This window comes from Flexivirga sp. YIM B11880 (assembly GCF_058148645.1).
Genome location: NZ_JBMAMH010000001.1, coordinates 116,620 through 133,115 on the forward strand (window position 1 = coordinate 116,620; position 16,496 = coordinate 133,115).

Genomic DNA, 16,496 nt, shown 5'->3' on the forward strand with positions numbered 1-16,496 from the left:
TGTGACAGGTGAGCGACGACGAATTGCTGGCGCGCGACTTCGATGCCCAGCGGACGCGGTTGCGGGCCGTCGCCTACCGCATTCTGGGGACGTATGGCGACGCCGACGACGCGGTCCAGGAAGCGTGGTTCCGGCTGCATCGGACCGACCGGACGTCGATCGACAATCTGAGCGGCTGGCTGACCACTGTCGTGTCCCGGGTCTGCCTCGACATGCTGCGGGCACGCCGCAGCCGCGCGGAGGAAATGCTCGACGCCGAAGACGACACTCTGCAGTCGGAGAGTTCGGACGAACCGGAAGCCTACGCCGTGCAGCGCGATTCGGTCGGTGACGCGTTGCTGGTCGTGCTGGACAGGCTCGGTCCGGCCGAGCGCCTGTGCTTCGTGCTGCACGATCTCTTCGAGGTGCCGTTCGACCAGATCGCGGCGGTCATCGAGCGGTCGCCGGAGGCGACGCGCCAGCTGGCATCGCGGGCACGCCGCCGGCTGCGCACCGCGGACCTGCCGAGCGCCCGGGCGGAGCAACGGACCGCCGTGTCGGCGTTTCTCCGTGCGTCGCGCGCGGGTGACCTCGCCGGGCTGCTGGAGGTCCTCGACCCCGACATCGAGCTGCGGGCCGACCGAGTCGCGGTCGCTGCGGCCGCGCTGGCCGGAGGCGGCGCTCCGGAGATCGACCACCGGCTGCGGGGCGCCGAGGCGATCGCGGCGGCCTTTCAAGGACGGGCACGCCAGGCTTCGCTGGCGATCATCGACGGCGTGGTCGGTGCGGTGTTCGCGCCCGGTGGCCGCGTCCTGTCCGTGATCGCGGCTCGGGTGCAAGGCGGGCGCATCGTGCGGATCGACGTGTGCGCCGACCAGGACACGATCGCCGGAATGGAGATCGAGGTGCTCGGCGCCGCGTGACCCGTGGCGGGTGTCAGTCGCCGGGCCAGGTCAGGTAGGTGCGGGCGGAGGGGCTGGTCCAGGTGCACACGCCGTCGGCTGTCATCGAAACGGTCCAGCCCCCTTCGTGTTTGGCCCGATGGTGATGCCGGCAGAGACATTGCAGGTTCGACGCGGCGGTCGGTCCGTCCGGCCAGCGATCGACGTGATCGATGTCGTCGAGCCGCGCCGGCCGGGTGCAACCGGGGAAGCGACAATGCTGGTCGCGAGCCATGACGAATCGCCGGAGGCGAGCGCCGGGCCGGTAAGTGACATCGGCCGTCTCGACGGTGGTCCCGGTCGCCGGGTCCACCAAGGCTCGAGTCAGGCCGACGCCGAGCGTTTGGCACAACTCGGTCAGCACGGCAGCGGGTATGACGCCCAATCCTTCGACGACCACGTCGCCGATGCGGTAAACCTGGGTCGGCGACGCGGTCTCGGAACCAGTCGGTCGAGACCGCCCGCGTCGCCGCTTGGTTGACGTGGTGATCGGTCCGGGGTCCCAGCGTTGCGAACTTGTCGAGGCCGGCGGGTGGAGGTCCACCTCGATTCGCGGAGCACATCGCGTGCCCAGCTTGCTCCGGATCAGGGTCGCCGCGTCGCACGGGGTGCGCACGATGACTTGGGATGTGGGGGTGTCGAGGGTGGTCAGCATGTCCATGCCTTCGGACACAGCCAGCGCGAGCCATTGCTCCAGCTGGGGCTCAACGAACGACGGCGCCGCGGGTCGATCGGAGTCGCAGGACAGCCGAGTCGTCGGACTGCGGAACGCTCTGCTGTGCTCGGTGATGTCGGCCAGCCGACCGAAGCGCCACGGCGCGACGTCGCTGCCTTGACGAGGCGTCCCGGCGGCTGCCCCAGAGCCGGGCTCACCGAAAGTCGAGACCAACGGGAGCTGGACCACGCAGGTGGTGCTGACCGAGATATTGCCGAGTAGCAGGTCGACGAACGCGTCGACGCGGCATTCGTCGAGAGACTTGCCGGTGGTCGTGTCCTTGTGCAGGTGACGCGCCAACTCGTTGACGCCGGCCATGACCCGCATCGCGTCCTCGGTGGGCAGGACCGCACGGAACACGCTCAACCCGGGCTCGTGGTGCGGGAAGGCCCGCACCTGCTTCGCCTGTGCCCTGCAAGCGGCGGCCGCCTCCTCCGCATCGGCGGGTGATGCGGCGGCGAGCAGCCGCCGCGCGCGTCGTACCAGTTTGGTCGCCGTCAATGGAACTGGCTCATCGCTGTCGTTCACGCACGCGTCACCGATCGCCGTGAGCAGCTCGGCCTCGATCTTGCGGGCGGCCTTCCTGTCCGAACCGCACAGCGTGTCGGTGACGCCGGTGAGTTTGCGCGGGTCCAGTGAGCCGCACTGCGTGAGGTCGAACATCGACGGCGCGTAGCGGATCACATCGACTGCTTCAGTCAGGCGGTCGGTCGCCTGACGGTCGGACCAACCGAGTCGGGTCGCGAGCTCCTGCGGCGTCCACTCGTCGGCGTAGCTGCCGATGGCGTGGCGGACTTCACGAGGCGGCGCACCCGGCGATACGACCTCCTCGATGGCAGCCACCTGGGCGAGCCGGACCGATTGCGCCGCCCAGACGGAGTTTTGCACCTGCTGGCAGGCGACGACCTGGTCGATCAGCTGCTCGCGAGACACGTTCGTCGTGCCGGCCCTCGACTTGGCGGCCGCCTCACGCGCAAGGGCGTGCGCGGTGGCCAGCAGCGCGACGACGGACGCGTCGGCAATGACCTCACCGGCGACCAAGAACGGCTGCTTCGACATGTTGTCATGATACTTACGTTCGACTCTGAATACAAGGTGTAAATGCGGTCAATTACGTTGCCACTGAGCAGTTTTCGCCGACTTCGAGACGTCACACCACCCCACTGCAGAGCCTATACGACCCTACCGACATCACCATCTCTGACAGAGTGTCGTCATGACGCCGCCCTGGCCGTTCGACGCACTCACCATCACCACTCGGGAGCTTGTACTGCGCCCCGTGCGAGACGTCGACCTGCCCGCTCTGGTCCGTGTTTTTCCGGACGACTTCGATCTCGATCCGCGCTACCCAGCCGTGCCCGGCATCCCGATGGCCGTGGACCGCCAACGCCGGCTCCTGCAGAGCATCTGGCGGCACCGTGGCTGCTGGTCGGTCGACGAGTGGGCGCTGGACTTCGCGGTATGGCGCGACAGCGACCTCATCGGGGTGCAGACCCTCGAAGGGACCGAGTTCACAGCCGAACGCACCGTCGACACGGCATCCTGGATCGCGAAACCGTTCCGTGGCAGCGGATTCGGCATCCAGGCCCGTGCATCGGTGCTGGGATTCGCCTTCGAGCACCTGCATGCCGAACGCGCTATCACCTCCGCCCTCCGGACCAACCGCGCGTCTCTGGGAGTGAGCCGGCATCTCGGTTACCGGGACACGAAGGTCAGGTCGCACGACACCGGGCACGGCATCGTCGAGTTGCAGCACCTCGTGCTCACCCGCGACGAATGGGCAGCGCGCGGCAGCACGCCGGAGATCGAGGTTCACGGCTTCGACGCCTGCCGCCCGTTCTTCGACCCGGCCTGACGAGGTGCCCTCACACCGGGAACAAAACGCGCCTCCGCATCCTTGAGCCAATAAGACTCAACTTTCGTTGCGGCATGAAGGGGTATGGCGGTGGGACCGCCCGACCCGTCAGCGCCGCCCAAGACTCAGGAGAGCAATGACTCAATCCTTCGAGCTGCCCGTGCTCTTTCTGCACGACCAGGTGGCCCTGCCCGGCATGACGCTGCCCATCGAGCTCGACGACGAGGCCCGCGCGGCCGTCGACGCGGCTCGGGCTGCCGGTGGCGAGCAACTGCTGCTCGCGCCGCGTGTCGACGACAACTACCCGACAGTCGGCGCCGTCGCCACCATCGAGCAGGTCGGCCGGATGCCCAACGGCGGGCCGGCTGCCGTTCTGCGCGCCACTGACCGTGCGCGCATCGGCCGCGGTGTCGCCGGCCCCGGGGCCGCGCTCTGGGTCGAAGCCGAGGTGCTGGCGCCCTCGGAGCCGACCGAGCGCACCCGCGAGCTCGCCACGGACTACAAGCGACTCGTCGTCGCGACCCTGAAGCGCCGCAACGCGTGGCAGGTCATCGACCACGTCGAGTCCACCACCGATCCGCACGCGCTGGCCGACCTGGCCGGGTGGGCGTCATACCTCTCGCCGCAGCAGCGGGTGCAGCTGCTCGAGGAGACCGACGTCGACAAGCGGCTCGAGGTCCTGATCACGTGGACCGGCGACCACCTCGCCGAGCAAGAGGTATCCGACAAGATCGCCACCGACGTCCGCGAAGGCATGGACAAGCACCAGCGCGAGTTCCTGCTGCGTCAGCAACTCGAGGCCATCCGCAAGGAGCTCGGCGAGAACGAGCCGGAGGGCGCCGACGACTACCGCACACGTGTCGAAGCGGCCGACCTGCCGGACGACGTCCGGGAGGCCGCCCTGCGGGAGGTCGGCAAGCTGGAGCGCTCCAGCGAGCAGAGCCCGGAAGGCGGCTGGATCCGCACCTGGCTCGACACCGTGCTCGAGTTGCCTTGGAAGTACAAGACATCCGACCGCACGGACATCACCGCCGCCCGCGAGGTGCTCGACGCCGACCACCACGGGCTGGAGGACGTCAAGGACCGCATCGTCGAATACCTCGCCGTCCGCGGTCGTCGCGCCGAGCGTGGCCTGGAAGTCGTCGGCGGTCGTGGCTCGGGCGCGGTGCTCGCGCTCGTCGGCCCGCCCGGTGTCGGCAAGACGTCGCTGGGCGAGAGCGTCGCACGCGCGCTCGACCGGTCGTTCGTGCGCGTGGCCCTCGGCGGTGTGCGCGACGAGGCCGAGATCCGCGGTCACCGCCGCACGTATGTCGGGGCGCTTCCCGGTCGCATCGTCCGTGCGATCAAGGAGGCCGGCTCGATGAACCCGGTCGTCCTGCTCGACGAGATCGACAAGGTCGGTTCCGACTTCCGGGGTGACCCGGCGGCAGCGCTGCTCGAGGTGCTCGACCCGGCGCAGAACCACACGTTCCGCGACCACTACCTCGAGCTCGACCTGGACCTGTCCGACGTCGTCTTCATCGCGACCGCCAACACGCTCGAGACCATCCCGAGCGCGCTGCTGGACCGCATGGAGCTGGTCGCCCTCGACGGCTACACCGACGACGACAAGGTGGCCATCGCGTCGACGCACCTGCTGCCCCGGCAGCTGGAACGCGCGGCGCTGACGACCGACGACGTCACGGTCGACGAGGCCGCACTGCGTGAGATGGCAGGCGATTACACCCGCGAGGCCGGCGTTCGGCAGATGGAGCGGTTGATCGGCAAGGTCCTGCGCAAGGTCGCCACCAACCTCGCCATGGACAAGGCGGAAGCACCCGTCCGGGTGACGGTCGACGACCTCAAGGACTACCTTGGCCGGCCCCGCTTCACGCCGGAGTCACCCGAGCGCACGGCGGTGCCCGGTGTTGCCACCGGCCTGGCGGTGACCGGCATGGGCGGGGACGTTCTCTTCATCGAGGCGGCCAAGCCCATGGTGCCGAGGCTGCAATCCGCTTCTACGGACGGCGAATCGGCGGCCGACCCTCGGCTGACGCTCACCGGTCAACTGGGCGACGTGATGAAGGAATCCGCGCAGATCGCCCTGTCCTACCTGCGAGCACACGGCACCGAGCACGGCGTGGAGGCGGCATCGCTCGCCGGGCCGATCCACCTGCACGTGCCGGCGGGCGCGACACCGAAGGACGGGCCGTCCGCCGGTGTCACCATGGTGACCGCGCTGGCCTCACTGGCGACCGGCCGCCCGGTCCGCAGCGATGTCGGTATGACGGGCGAGGTCACCCTGAACGGTCGCGTGCTGCCGATCGGTGGTGTCAAGCAGAAGCTGCTCGCCGCTCAACGGGCCGGCCTGACAACGGTGTTCATTCCGCGGCGCAACGAACCCGACCTGGATGACGTGCCGGTCGAGGTGAAGGACGCTCTCGACATACGACCCGTCAGCGATGTCGCAGAGATCCTCAGCCTGGCGTTCGAGGACGCGTCTGCGGCCCGCGCCCACGGCGCCGCCTGATCGATCGTCCGGGCAGGGGCTTGGCCCTTGCCCGGACGCTCGCGGTCATCCGTCAGGACCCGACCTGCGGCGCTGAACCTGCCGACACACTCGTTGCCGCGTCGCGAACCGGGTCCCACAGGTCGATCGTCTGCAGGATCCAGAACGCCGCGAAGCACACCAGCATCCCCGTCTCGACGAAGAGCACCGAGAACTTCCACGCGTGCACGACCCCGAACACCACTGCGAGACCCACCATGACGGCGAGCAGCACCCAGTACGCGGTGTCGAAGCGCGTCCTGCTTCGCTTCGCATCACCGGCGAGCACCCGGACGCCCCAGTCCGTGTTGAGCACGACGACACCGACGAACGGCACGAAGGTGAACACCGCGGCCAGCGTGTGCGCGTGCTCCACGAACGTCGCCCGGCTCACCGACAGCCACAGGACTCCGACCAGCCAGGCAAGCGCCACCGACACCAGCCCTACCGTGCTCCAGACGGTGAGCCGGCCACCACGGCGCAGCCGCCGCCATACGAGGAAGAGCACCGCCACATAGCCGACGGCGAGGACAGCGAGAAACGTCACCGCGTTGTTGGTGATCGCCGGGAGGTCCGGCGGATACCCGGGCTCGGGGTGCGGCACGAACGCGACCATCGGCGCGCTGATGCCGGCAAGGTCCAGGCACACGTTCTCGGCCTCGGTGAAGCCGTGCAAGGCGACCAGGCATACTCCGACACTGGCCAGCACCGCGATGAAGACCGGCCCGGCCGGCGTGTAGTAGTACGAGCTGATCGACCGCTGCCAGCCGTCCCGGACCGTTGCCATCCCGACCGACACCGTGAGCGCCAGCAAGAGGCCGAGCAGCCCGAACCGCAGGTAGCGGTAGGTCATGACCTGAACACTGACGGCGTCACGGTTGCCGGCCGGTGGGACCGTCATGAGCCGAGCAGCAACTGGTACCAGCGGGTATCGACCCACCTGTTGAATTTCCAGCCGACCTCGCGCAGCGTGCCGATCACTTCGAAGCCGAGCGATTCGTGCAGCGCGCAGGAGCCGGGATTCGGTTCGGCCACAACGGCGATCGCCGTGTGCATGCCGTCGGACCGCAATAGCCCGAGCAGATGCGAGTAGGTGAGCGTGCCCAGTCCGCGGCCGACCACGGAGTCGGCAAGGTAGATCGAGGTCTCGCGGGTGTGGCTGTATGCCGGGCGCGGGCGAAACGACCCGGCGAAGGCGAACCCGGCAACGACACCGTCCTCCTCGACGACGATCACGTGGTGTCCGGGCTCGGTGCTGGCAACCTTGTCCCGCCAGTAGGACGCCGGCGGGTCGGCCGTGTCGAACGTCGCCACCGTGTGCTGGACCGAATAGCCGTAGATCGCACTGATTGCCGGCACGTCGCCGGGCGTCGCGGCGCGGACGGTTGCGGGCATGACCCTCACCGTACGGCTCTCAGATGCGGATGTGTCGTATGCCGACCGCGAGCCGACGTCCCTGGTAACGCACCGGGTGCAGTCGCGGCCGGGCCAGCTGCAGGCCGACATCACCGGCGATCCACTCGACCACCTCGTCGGTCGACAGGTCGTCGGTGGCCACGTGGGTCGCGTAGCGCTCGGTTGCCAAGGCCTCCACACAACGGGGATCCAGATCAGCACGACCCGCTCACGCCGCCCAGCGGATCGGCAGGCGCTTCACGCCTCGCTGGAAGTTGGAGCGCAGGTATGCCGGCTCGCCGGCGAGTTGTAGGTCGCTCGTGCGGGTCAGCACCTCCCGGAAGAGCAGCGCCATCTGCACCCGAGCGAAGTGGGCGCCGATGCAGACATGCGGGCCATGGCCGAAGACCCGGTGGTTGTTGGGTTTCCGACCGATCCGAAGCTCATCCGGTCGATCGAAGACCGCAGGGTCGCGGTTTGCGGCGATATACGACACGACGACCTTGTCGCCGGCACGCACCGCAGTCCCGCCGAGTGTGGTGTCCCTCGTGGCGGTCCGTCGAAACGTCATCACCGGCGTCCACCAGCGCAGCAGTTCGTCGACCGCCGCTGGGATGAGCGACGGATCGGTGCGCAGGGCGCGCATCGCATCCGGGTTGGTGAGCAACGCGATCATCGCCCCGGGCAAGCCGTTGCGCAGCGTCTCGTTGCCCGCCACGGCGAAGAGCCAGAACATGTTCTCGAACTCCTCGACCGACAGTTGACCGCCGTCCTCCTCGCGTTGGGCCAACAGGATCGACATGACGTCGTCACCCGGCTGGGCGCGCTTCGCGTCCCCGAGCAGATGCGCGTAGCGGTAGAGGTCCGGCATACCGTCGCGACCACGAGGGTCGGGCATTCGTCCTGCGGCGTCGCGCGACGGGCGCAGCGCAACCGCCTCTCGGGCGAGCGAAGTCCCCTGTCCCGCTTCGAAACTGGCAGAGCTCGCATAGTCCGCGTCGAGGAACCCGATCACCCGGTTGGACCAGTCGAACATCAGCCACCGGTCCTCCGGCGGCACTCCCAGGATGTCGGCGAGAGTGAGCAGCGGCAGATCGGCGGCGACGTCCTTGGCGAAATCGCACTCGCGCGGCCCGTCGATCATCCGGTCGACGATGTGCCTGGCGTGTCCGGCGATCCGGTCCTCCAGCGCGCGCACCGCTCGTGGCGTGAACGATGCGGCGATCATCCGGCGCAGCCGAGTGTGCTCCGGCGGATCCATGTTGAGCATCATCCGCCGGACGTACGCCAGGTCCCGCGGTGTGGCGGGGTCCTGGATCTGCGTGCCGCCGAGCGCGGAGGAGTATGTCGCGGTGTCGCGCACCACCTCCGTGACAAGCGCGTGATCGATCACCAGGTGATAGCCGGGTCCCTTTGCCAGCCCGCGCAGTTCGGGCTCGTCGACCCAGTGCACCGGACCCTGCTCGCGCAACCGCTCGAGCACGTCGAACGGCACGCCCTTCGTGTAGGTGTCCGGGTCGTGCAGGACGGCTGTCGACGGGTGCGCCATACGGCTCAGGCCAGTGGGCCGAGGGTGCGTTCGACGGCAGCCGTGAAGTCGCCGGGCGCTTCGTACATCGGGTAGTGCCCAGCGTCCTCGATCACGTCGAGCTCCGCAGTGGGGAAGAGTTGCAGCCAGCTCGCCCGGCACGTCTCCGGACCGAGGGCGCCGTCGCGAGCGCCGGCGATGACGCGCAACGGCACCTCGACCGGCGGCACCTCCTCGTGGAAGTCGGTCTTGGCCCAGGACGGCAGGTAGCCGCCGACCGCCTCACGCCGGGAGTTCTCGACGGAGAAGCGCACCATTTGCTGCACCCATTCGGTCGGATGGACGTTGCCGGTGGTGAAATCGATGATCGCCGCGCGGTTGTCGTCGCTCTCGGCAGCGCCGCTGAACAGCGCCCAGGAGTCGTCGTCGAACGGTATGCCGGTGGGCGGCACCGGTGTCACCGCGACCAGCGCGGTTACCCGGTCCGGGGCATCGGTGAAGGTGCGCATCATCGCCGTGCCGCCCATCGAGTGCCCGATCAACGCGTAACGATCCCACCGCAGTTCGTCGGCAAGCGCACGTGCGTCGGCACTGATCTCGTCGAGACCGTAGTCACCCGGCTCGTCCTTGCGGCTGCCGTAGCCGCGGTAGTCGAGGAACGCGACCGTGTAGCGGTCGCCGTCGAGCAGCAGCGGCCAGTCGCCCCAGCCCTGCGCCGAGCCGAACCAGCCGTGCAGCGCGATCACCCGCACCGGGCCGGAACCCACGAGAACGTGTCCAATACTCATCTGCGCACCATAATGCGTCGCGCGCGTCCTCGCCGGTGTCTAGCGTGCGGTGTATGGCGACCGACGCGACAGTCCGGCAAGCTCGAGGCGATGACGCCGCACCGGTGGCGGCGCTCCGCCGGTTGGTGTCGCCTTACAAGGTGATGTCGGCCGACATGGTGCGGCACCTCATCACCACGGATCGACCCGGCGAGGAACGCCTCGCGCTCGTCGCAGAGCGGGACGGCCGGATCGTCGGCTGGGGCAACGCTCACCTGAACGTCTGGACCAGCGCATCGGGGCAGAGCAACGCCACGGTGTTCGTGCACCCCGAGCATCGGGAAGCCGGCATCGGCAGCACGCTCGCCGACCGCCTCACCCGGCACCTCGTGAACGCCGGTGCGCAGCGCATCCAGGTCTTCGCCCAGCCGGACGGCGCGGAATTCGCACGGCACCGCGGCTATGTCGGGACGCGCACCATGCACTACGCGGGCGCCCAGCTGGCCGGCCTGCCGTCGATGCCTACGGCGCCGGACGGGGTCGAGTTGCGGTCGTATGACGAACTGGAGCCTCGCGCCGTGTACACCGCCGAGTTGCTCGCCGCCGCGGACGAGCCGGGCGACGCACCGCTGGACTCGATGAACTACGAGCAGTGGCTCGGCGACTTCTGGCACGATCCGTCGCTCGACCGAAGACTCAGCGTTGCAGCGGTTTTCGAGGGTGAAGTGCTGTCCTTCACCATCTCCGAGACGGACGGCGACCGACTGTGGTCCGCGTTCAGCGGGACGGTTCCGCGGCATCGCGGACGTGGCCTGGCCAAGCTGGTGAAGGCCGCTGCGCTGCACCGGGCGGCCGCATCGGGCGTCAGGACGGCATACACCTCGAACGACGAACGGAACACGCCGATGCTGGCGGTCAACGATTGGCTCGGATACCGCCGAGTCGCAACCGAGCTCGGCCTCGCACGCACCCTTGGCTGACGCGCCGGTGAACGGAGGAGTAGACCAGTTGTGTCTGCACAATCTCGACCGAAGGAGCCCGCATGCAACCGCGGATGAAGATCGCCAACGTCATACCCGAGGCCTACGAGAAGGTCATCGCGCTCGAGAAGTATGCCGCCGCACACGTCGATCCCGCGCTCTACGAGCTGGTCAAGCTGCGCGCGTCGCTGATCAACGGCTGCGGCTTCTGCATCGACATGCACAGCCACGACGCACTGGAGGCGGGCGAGAAGCCGCAGCGGCTCTTCGAACTGATGGCCTGGCGCGAAGTCGGGTGCTACACCGACAAGGAGCGGGCCGCCCTCGCTCTTGTCGACCAGGTGACGCGGCTCGGCGAGGAAGGCGTCACCGACGAGGTGTGGGAGGCGGTGAGCGGCGAGTTCAACGAGGAGGAGGTCGCCAACCTGCTCATCGCCATCGCGACGATCAACGTGTGGAACCGGCTCGCCATACCGACCCGGATGCAGCCGCCCCAGCGGTGACGCAGGGTGGCTCACGGACCGGACAGCCGACCCAAACCTCCACCCGACTCGATATATAAGTGGGTGTTATGACTTGCGACCCCGAGGTAATGAACGCTGGTCATCGCGGGTAGATTTGGGTCCAGTGGCGAGTGCGGAAGAAGTAGAAGCAGTGAGCAACCTGAAACAGATCAACAGCGTCGTCGTGCGGTTCGCAGGGGACTCCGGCGACGGCATGCAGTTGACCGGTGACCGCTTCACCAGCGACTCGGCCGTGCTCGGCAACGACCTGTCGACCCTGCCCAACTTCCCCGCGGAGATCCGGGCGCCGCAGGGCACGCTCCCGGGCGTCTCCAGCTTCCAGGTCCACTTCGCGGACCACAGCGTGCTGACGCCGGGCGACGCCCCGGACGTGCTCGTCGCGATGAACCCGGCCGCGCTCAAGGCCAATCTCGGCGACCTGCCCCGCGGGTCCACGATCATCGTCAACACCGACGAGTTCACCAAGCGCAACCTGTCCAAGGTCGGCTACACCAGCAACCCGCTCGACGACGACTCGCTCGACGCCTGGCAGGTGCACGCCGTCCCGCTCACCTCGATCACCGTCGAGGCGCTCGCCGATTTCGACCTGGGCCGCAAGGACAAGGAACGCGCGAAGAACATGTTCGCGCTCGGGCTGCTCTCCTGGATGTACACCCGCCCGCTCGAGGGCACCTACGCGTTCCTGCGCACCAAGTTCGCCGGGCAGCCGGACATCCTGGAGGCCAACCTCACGGCGCTGCGCGCCGGTCATGCGTATGGCGAGACCACCGAGGCGTTCTCCGTGCAATACGCGGTGGCACCTGCCCCGATGGAGGCCGGGACCTACCGCAACATCACCGGAAACGTCGCGACGGCATACGGATTGACCACCGCTGCGCACCGGGCGAAGCTGCCGCTGGTGCTCGGCAGCTACCCGATCACCCCGGCGTCCGACCTGCTGCACAACCTCTCCCGGATGAAGCACTTCGGGGTCACCACCATTCAGGCGGAGGACGAGATCGCGGCCGTCGGCGCCGCGCTCGGCGCGTCGTTCGGCGGCGCCATCGGGGTGACGACCACCAGCGGCCCAGGCTTGGCGCTGAAGTCCGAAACCATCGGGCTCGCAGTCGCTCTGGAGCTTCCACTGGTCGTCATCGACGTCCAGCGAGGTGGTCCGTCGACGGGTCTGCCGACCAAGACCGAGCAGGCCGACCTGCTGCAGGCGATGTTCGGGCGCAATGGTGAGTCGCCCGTCGCGGTCATCGCCGCCAGCTCACCGGCCGACTGCTTCGACGCCGCGGTCGACGCGGTGCGCATTGCGACCACCTACCGGACGCCGGTGATCCTGCTCACCGACGGCTACCTCGCCAATGGTTCGCAGCCGTGGCGCCTCCCGAGGTCCTCCGCCGAGCTTCCCGATGTCTCGGTGGAGTTCGCCACGGAGCCGAACGCAACGGATGCCAAGGGCAACCCGGTCTTCCACCCTTACTTGCGCGACGAGACGACGCTGGCGCGCCCCTGGGCCGTGCCCGGCACGCCGGGTCTCGAGCACCGTGTCGGCGGCATCGAGAAGGCCGACGGCACCGGCAACATCAGCTACGACCCGGCCAACCACGACCACATGGTTCGGACCCGGCAGGCGAAAATCGACGGCATCGAGGTGCCCGATCTGGTGGTGGACGATCCGACCGGCGACGCGAAACTTCTTGTCCTGGGCTGGGGTTCGACCTACGGCCCGATCGCTGCCGGTGTCCGGCTGGCGCGCGCCACCGGTGCCCGGATCGCGCGCGCCCACCTGCGCAACCTCGCGCCGTTCCCCGCCAACCTCGGCGAGGTACTGCGCTCCTACGACCGGGTGCTGCTGCCGGAGATGAACCTCGGGCAGCTCGCCCTGCTGCTGCGCGGGAAATACCTGGTCGACATACGAAGCCACACCGCCGTGCGCGGATTGCCTTTCACCGCAGTGGAAATCGCGACCGCCATCGGCGACCACCTGGAAGAGCTCGAAGGGACCCGATCATGAGCGAGCGAAGCGAGCGACCAATGGGCACAGGGCGAATGCAGAGCCCGACGAAGGAGGGGTCTGCATGACCACCATCGACCTCGGCATGCCGTCCGGCGTCGCCGGCGTACCGCTGCTCGCCGACGGCGAGAAGCAGACCAAACGCGACTTCACCTCCGATCAGGAGGTGCGCTGGTGCCCCGGCTGCGGCGACTACATCATCCTCAACGCGGTGCAGAGCTTCCTGCCGGAACTCGGACTGCGCCGGGAGAACATCGTTTTCATCTCCGGCATCGGCTGTTCGAGCCGGTTTCCTTACTACCTCGACACCTATGGCATGCACTCGATCCACGGTCGCGCGCCGGCGATCGCGACCGGCCTGGCCACCAGCCGGCCGGACCTGTCGGTGTGGGTCGTCACCGGTGACGGCGACTCCCTCTCGATCGGTGGCAACCACCTGATCCACGCGCTGCGCCGCAACGTCAACCTCAAGATCCTGTTGTTCAACAACAAGATCTACGGCCTGACCAAGGGCCAGTACTCCCCCACTTCGGAGGTCGGCGCGGTCACCAAGTCGACGCCGCTCGGCTCGGTCGACCAGCCCTTCAACCCGGTCTCGCTGGCGCTCGGCGCGGAGGCGAGCTTCGTTGCGCGGACAATGGATTCGGATCGCAAGCACCTCACCGAGGTGTTGCGCGCGGCCGCTCAGCACCGCGGTTCCGCGCTCGTCGAGATCTACCAGAACTGCCCGATCTTCAACGACGGAGCGTTCGACGTCCTCAAGGACGCCGACCAGGCAGAGGGGCGCATCCTGCGGCTGGGCGACGGCGAGCCGGTTCGCGCGGGCACGGGTGACGACGCGCGCGTCGTCATACGCAACGACGCCGGCGACCTCGAGCTGGTGCCCGAGGCGACGGCCGACCCGGCGCGGGTGATCACCCACGACGCCGCGGCGGCGAACCCGGCCACCGCGTTCGCCTTGTCCCGCTTCGACGGCCCCGAGATGACCAACGTCCCGATGGGCATCTTCCGCAATGCGCCCCGCCCGACCTACGACGATGGTGTCCGCGCCCAGATGGCGGCGGCCTCGCCCAACGGTCCGGCGACCGACGACGAGCTGCTCGCCCTGCTGCAGGGCAACGACACCTGGGCGGTGAGCGCGGACAGCTGACGTTCGCTCAGGGCCGGCCGTCGCCCGTCGGCCCGTTGTCCGACGACGGCGGCGGTCCATAGATCGAGCGCGAGATCCGCACGGCCCGACCCTCCGCCACCGCCAGGTGCAGAGCCGTCCGGAACCGGCCCGGCCCCCAGTAGCGGCCGCCGACCAGGTCGAACAGCTCCGAGGCCCGCAGTCGGCCACGGTCGGCCAGCGTGCGAGCGATCGACTCGATCTCGTGGTCGAGCACCACCGACGGCACGGCGGAGTTCGACACCGACATGCGCGGCGACCACATGGTCCGGCCGGGCCCCGGGCGGAAGCGCCTCGCGCCCCGGCTCTCGGCGCGCCGGCGCTCCTCGCGTGCCCTGATCCGTTCGTCGCGGGCCCGCCGCCCCGGGTCCTGGCTGCGTTCCTCCCCCTCGGCGGGCGCCGTATGCTGAGCGCCGTCCTGACCGCCGTCCTGCGCCGTCAGCGGGGTCGCGATGCTCTCCAGACTCTTCTGCTCGGAGTTCACCCCGAAGAACAGCTCGACGATGCCGCCGATCGCCATCACGATGGCACCGATGATGAAGCCCAGTGCGATCTGCGACGCCTGGCCGGAGTTGATGAAGCGCCCGAACAACAGGGGTCCGGCGATCCCGCCGGCGGCGGTGCCGACGGCGTAGAAGAAGGCGATCGCCAGCGCCCGCGTCTCCATCGGGAAGATCTCGCTGACCGTCAGGTATGCCGCACTCGCGCCCGACGAGGCGAGGAAGAACGTCACCATCAACATCGCTTCGAAACCCCAGACACCGCCGATCGACTGGGTGATGAACCAGGCCAGCACGATGCCGGCGACCGCCGAACCCAGGTAGGAGATGGCGATCATCGGCTTGCGGCCGACCGTGTCGAAGAGGCGCCCCAGCACCAGCGGGCCGAGGAAGCTCGCCACGGCATACAGGACGAAGTAGAGCGGCACCTGGTCCGACCCGATCTTGTACGCCTTGCCCAGCAGCGTCCCCAGGTCGAAGGTGATGCCGTTGTAGAGGAACGCCTGGCCGACGAAGAGCGCGAGCCCGAGGATCGCGCGCTTCGGATACATCGTGAAGGCGACCTTGGCGATCTCCCGGAACGGGATGGTCTTGCGCTGCCGGACCGTGATGCTGTCCTCGGGTTCGGACAGTTCCTCCCCGGTGTCCTCGGTGACGCCGCGCTCGATGCCGCCGACGATGTCCTCGGCCTCCTCCTCCCGGCCGTGGATGAACAACCAGCGCGGGCTTTCCGGCACGTGCCGCCGGACGACGAGGACGAACAACCCGATGACTGCACCAAGACCAAAGGCGATGCGCCAGCCCAGGTCCGCGGCGAGCAGCGACTTGTTCAGCACGACGACCGCCACGCCGGCGCCAATCGCGGCACCGGCCCAGTAGGTGCCGTTGATGATCAGGTCCGTGCGACCGCGAACCCGCGCGGGGATCAGCTCGTCGACGGCCGAGTTGATCGCCGAATACTCCCCACCGATGCCGGAACCGGTGAAGAACCGCATGACGAAGAAGTACCAAGGGGCGAAGGCGAAGGCCGACAGCACCGTGGCGGTGATGTAGACGGCCAGGGTGAGCATGAAGAGCTTCTTCCGGCCGAACCGGTCGGTCAGCTGCCCGAAGAAGAGCGCGCCGGCACAGGCGCCGGCGACGTAGAACGCACCGGCCAGCCCGATCTGGGCGGAACTGATCGAGATGCCGCTGCCGCTCTCGGTCATCCGGGAGGCGACGTTGCCGACCATCGTGACCTCGAGGCCGTCGAGGATCCAGACGCTGCCGAGGCCGATCAGCACCCTCCAGTGGAACTTCGACCAGGGCAGCCGATCCAGCCGGGCCGGGACCTTCGTCGTGATCGTGCCGGTTTGCGCGGTCATCGGCGATCACTCCGATCGCGCAGGAACCGCCATACCCGTAGCGGGAACATGCCGAGCCACGGCGCTCGTCGGCCGGTGTCCTCGCTGTCGCGGCGGTCGAAGGCGCGTGCGAAGTTCCGTGCTGCGGCGGCCGACTCGTAGGTCTTGGCACCTCGCTCGCTGCCGCACCATTCACAGGACCAGACCATGGTGCTTCCGTTCGCACGGAAGCGGATGCGGTGCCCGAACACCGTGCATTTCCAACACCGTTG

General features: G+C 68.4%; 15 protein-coding genes. 7 read left to right on the forward strand and 8 right to left on the reverse strand.

All coding sequences use genetic code 11. The features are described from left to right. Nucleotides 1-8: 8 nt before the first annotated feature. A complete protein-coding gene (locus ACN8HC_RS00550) occupies nucleotides 9-902 on the forward strand; it encodes a sigma-70 family RNA polymerase sigma factor (RefSeq protein ID WP_490072915.1) in 894 nt (297 codons plus the stop codon). 13 nt (nucleotides 903-915) lie between these two features. Here ACN8HC_RS00550 and ACN8HC_RS00555 read toward each other — a convergent pair whose 3' ends face one another. Continuing rightward, nucleotides 916-2,694, reverse strand: a complete 1,779-nt coding sequence (locus ACN8HC_RS00555) for an HNH endonuclease signature motif containing protein (protein WP_490072916.1) — start codon at nucleotides 2,692-2,694, stop codon at nucleotides 916-918. A gap of 157 nt (nucleotides 2,695-2,851) precedes the next feature. On the opposite strand from ACN8HC_RS00555, the gene ACN8HC_RS00560 reads away from it, so the two are divergent. Both ACN8HC_RS00560 and lon read left to right on the forward strand, forming a co-directional pair. After that, a complete protein-coding gene (locus tag ACN8HC_RS00560) occupies nucleotides 2,852-3,490 on the forward strand; it encodes a GNAT family N-acetyltransferase (RefSeq protein ID WP_490072917.1) in 639 nt (212 codons plus the stop codon). A gap of 136 nt (nucleotides 3,491-3,626) precedes the next feature. Continuing rightward, nucleotides 3,627-5,999, forward strand: coding sequence for an endopeptidase La (lon, locus tag ACN8HC_RS00565; protein ID WP_490072918.1), 2,373 nt, complete (start codon nucleotides 3,627-3,629; stop codon nucleotides 5,997-5,999). A 52-nt stretch (nucleotides 6,000-6,051) separates the two neighbouring features. Here the strand turns inward: lon and ACN8HC_RS00570 are convergent, their stop codons facing one another. The 5 genes from ACN8HC_RS00570 to ACN8HC_RS00590 are packed head-to-tail and all read right to left on the reverse strand — an operon-like array spanning nucleotide 6,052 to nucleotide 9,728. Beyond that, nucleotides 6,052-6,918, reverse strand: a complete 867-nt coding sequence (locus ACN8HC_RS00570; protein WP_490072919.1) for a hypothetical protein — start codon at nucleotides 6,916-6,918, stop codon at nucleotides 6,052-6,054. After that, nucleotides 6,915-7,412: a GNAT family N-acetyltransferase gene (locus ACN8HC_RS00575; RefSeq protein WP_490072920.1), complete on the reverse strand. Its 498-nt coding sequence runs from the start codon at nucleotides 7,410-7,412 to the stop codon at nucleotides 6,915-6,917. The genes ACN8HC_RS00570 and ACN8HC_RS00575 overlap by 4 nt, the downstream gene beginning before the upstream one ends. Before the next feature lie 19 nt (nucleotides 7,413-7,431). Continuing rightward, entirely contained in the window at nucleotides 7,432-7,611 is a 180-nt protein-coding gene (locus tag ACN8HC_RS00580; protein ID WP_490072921.1) for a hypothetical protein, read from the reverse strand. Between the two features lie 30 nt (nucleotides 7,612-7,641). After that, the gene (locus ACN8HC_RS00585) at nucleotides 7,642-8,961 is read right to left on the reverse strand and encodes a cytochrome P450 (RefSeq protein WP_490072922.1); all 1,320 of its coding nucleotides are present in this window, start codon (nucleotides 8,959-8,961) and stop codon (nucleotides 7,642-7,644) included. 5 nt (nucleotides 8,962-8,966) lie between these two features. After that, nucleotides 8,967-9,728, reverse strand: a complete 762-nt coding sequence (locus ACN8HC_RS00590) for an alpha/beta fold hydrolase (protein WP_490072923.1) — start codon at nucleotides 9,726-9,728, stop codon at nucleotides 8,967-8,969. Between the two features lie 53 nt (nucleotides 9,729-9,781). On the opposite strand from ACN8HC_RS00590, the gene ACN8HC_RS00595 reads away from it, so the two are divergent. The 4 genes from ACN8HC_RS00595 to ACN8HC_RS00610 all read left to right on the forward strand — a co-directional run bounded on the left by ACN8HC_RS00595 (nucleotide 9,782) and on the right by ACN8HC_RS00610 (nucleotide 14,363). After that, a complete protein-coding gene (locus ACN8HC_RS00595) occupies nucleotides 9,782-10,687 on the forward strand; it encodes a GNAT family N-acetyltransferase (RefSeq protein ID WP_490072924.1) in 906 nt (301 codons plus the stop codon). Between the two features lie 62 nt (nucleotides 10,688-10,749). After that, on the forward strand, nucleotides 10,750-11,190 hold the full coding sequence (locus ACN8HC_RS00600) for a carboxymuconolactone decarboxylase family protein (RefSeq protein WP_490072925.1): 441 nt from the start codon (nucleotides 10,750-10,752) through the stop codon (nucleotides 11,188-11,190). Between the two features lie 151 nt (nucleotides 11,191-11,341). After that, nucleotides 11,342-13,213, forward strand: a complete 1,872-nt coding sequence (locus ACN8HC_RS00605; protein ID WP_490072926.1) for a 2-oxoacid:acceptor oxidoreductase subunit alpha — start codon at nucleotides 11,342-11,344, stop codon at nucleotides 13,211-13,213. A 64-nt stretch (nucleotides 13,214-13,277) separates the two neighbouring features. Beyond that, nucleotides 13,278-14,363 carry a 2-oxoacid:ferredoxin oxidoreductase subunit beta gene (locus ACN8HC_RS00610; RefSeq protein ID WP_490072927.1) on the forward strand — a complete coding sequence of 362 codons (1,086 nt, stop codon included), beginning with the start codon at nucleotides 13,278-13,280 and terminating at the stop codon, nucleotides 14,361-14,363. Nucleotides 14,364-14,370: 7 nt separating this feature from the next. Here ACN8HC_RS00610 and ACN8HC_RS00615 read toward each other — a convergent pair whose 3' ends face one another. After that, a complete protein-coding gene (locus tag ACN8HC_RS00615) occupies nucleotides 14,371-16,245 on the reverse strand; it encodes an MFS transporter (RefSeq protein ID WP_490072928.1) in 1,875 nt (624 codons plus the stop codon). Further along, on the reverse strand, nucleotides 16,242-16,433 hold the full coding sequence (locus tag ACN8HC_RS00620) for a hypothetical protein (RefSeq protein ID WP_490072929.1): 192 nt from the start codon (nucleotides 16,431-16,433) through the stop codon (nucleotides 16,242-16,244). Before ACN8HC_RS00620 ends, ACN8HC_RS00615 begins: the two co-directional genes overlap by 4 nt. Nucleotides 16,434-16,496: the final 63 nt, after the last annotated feature.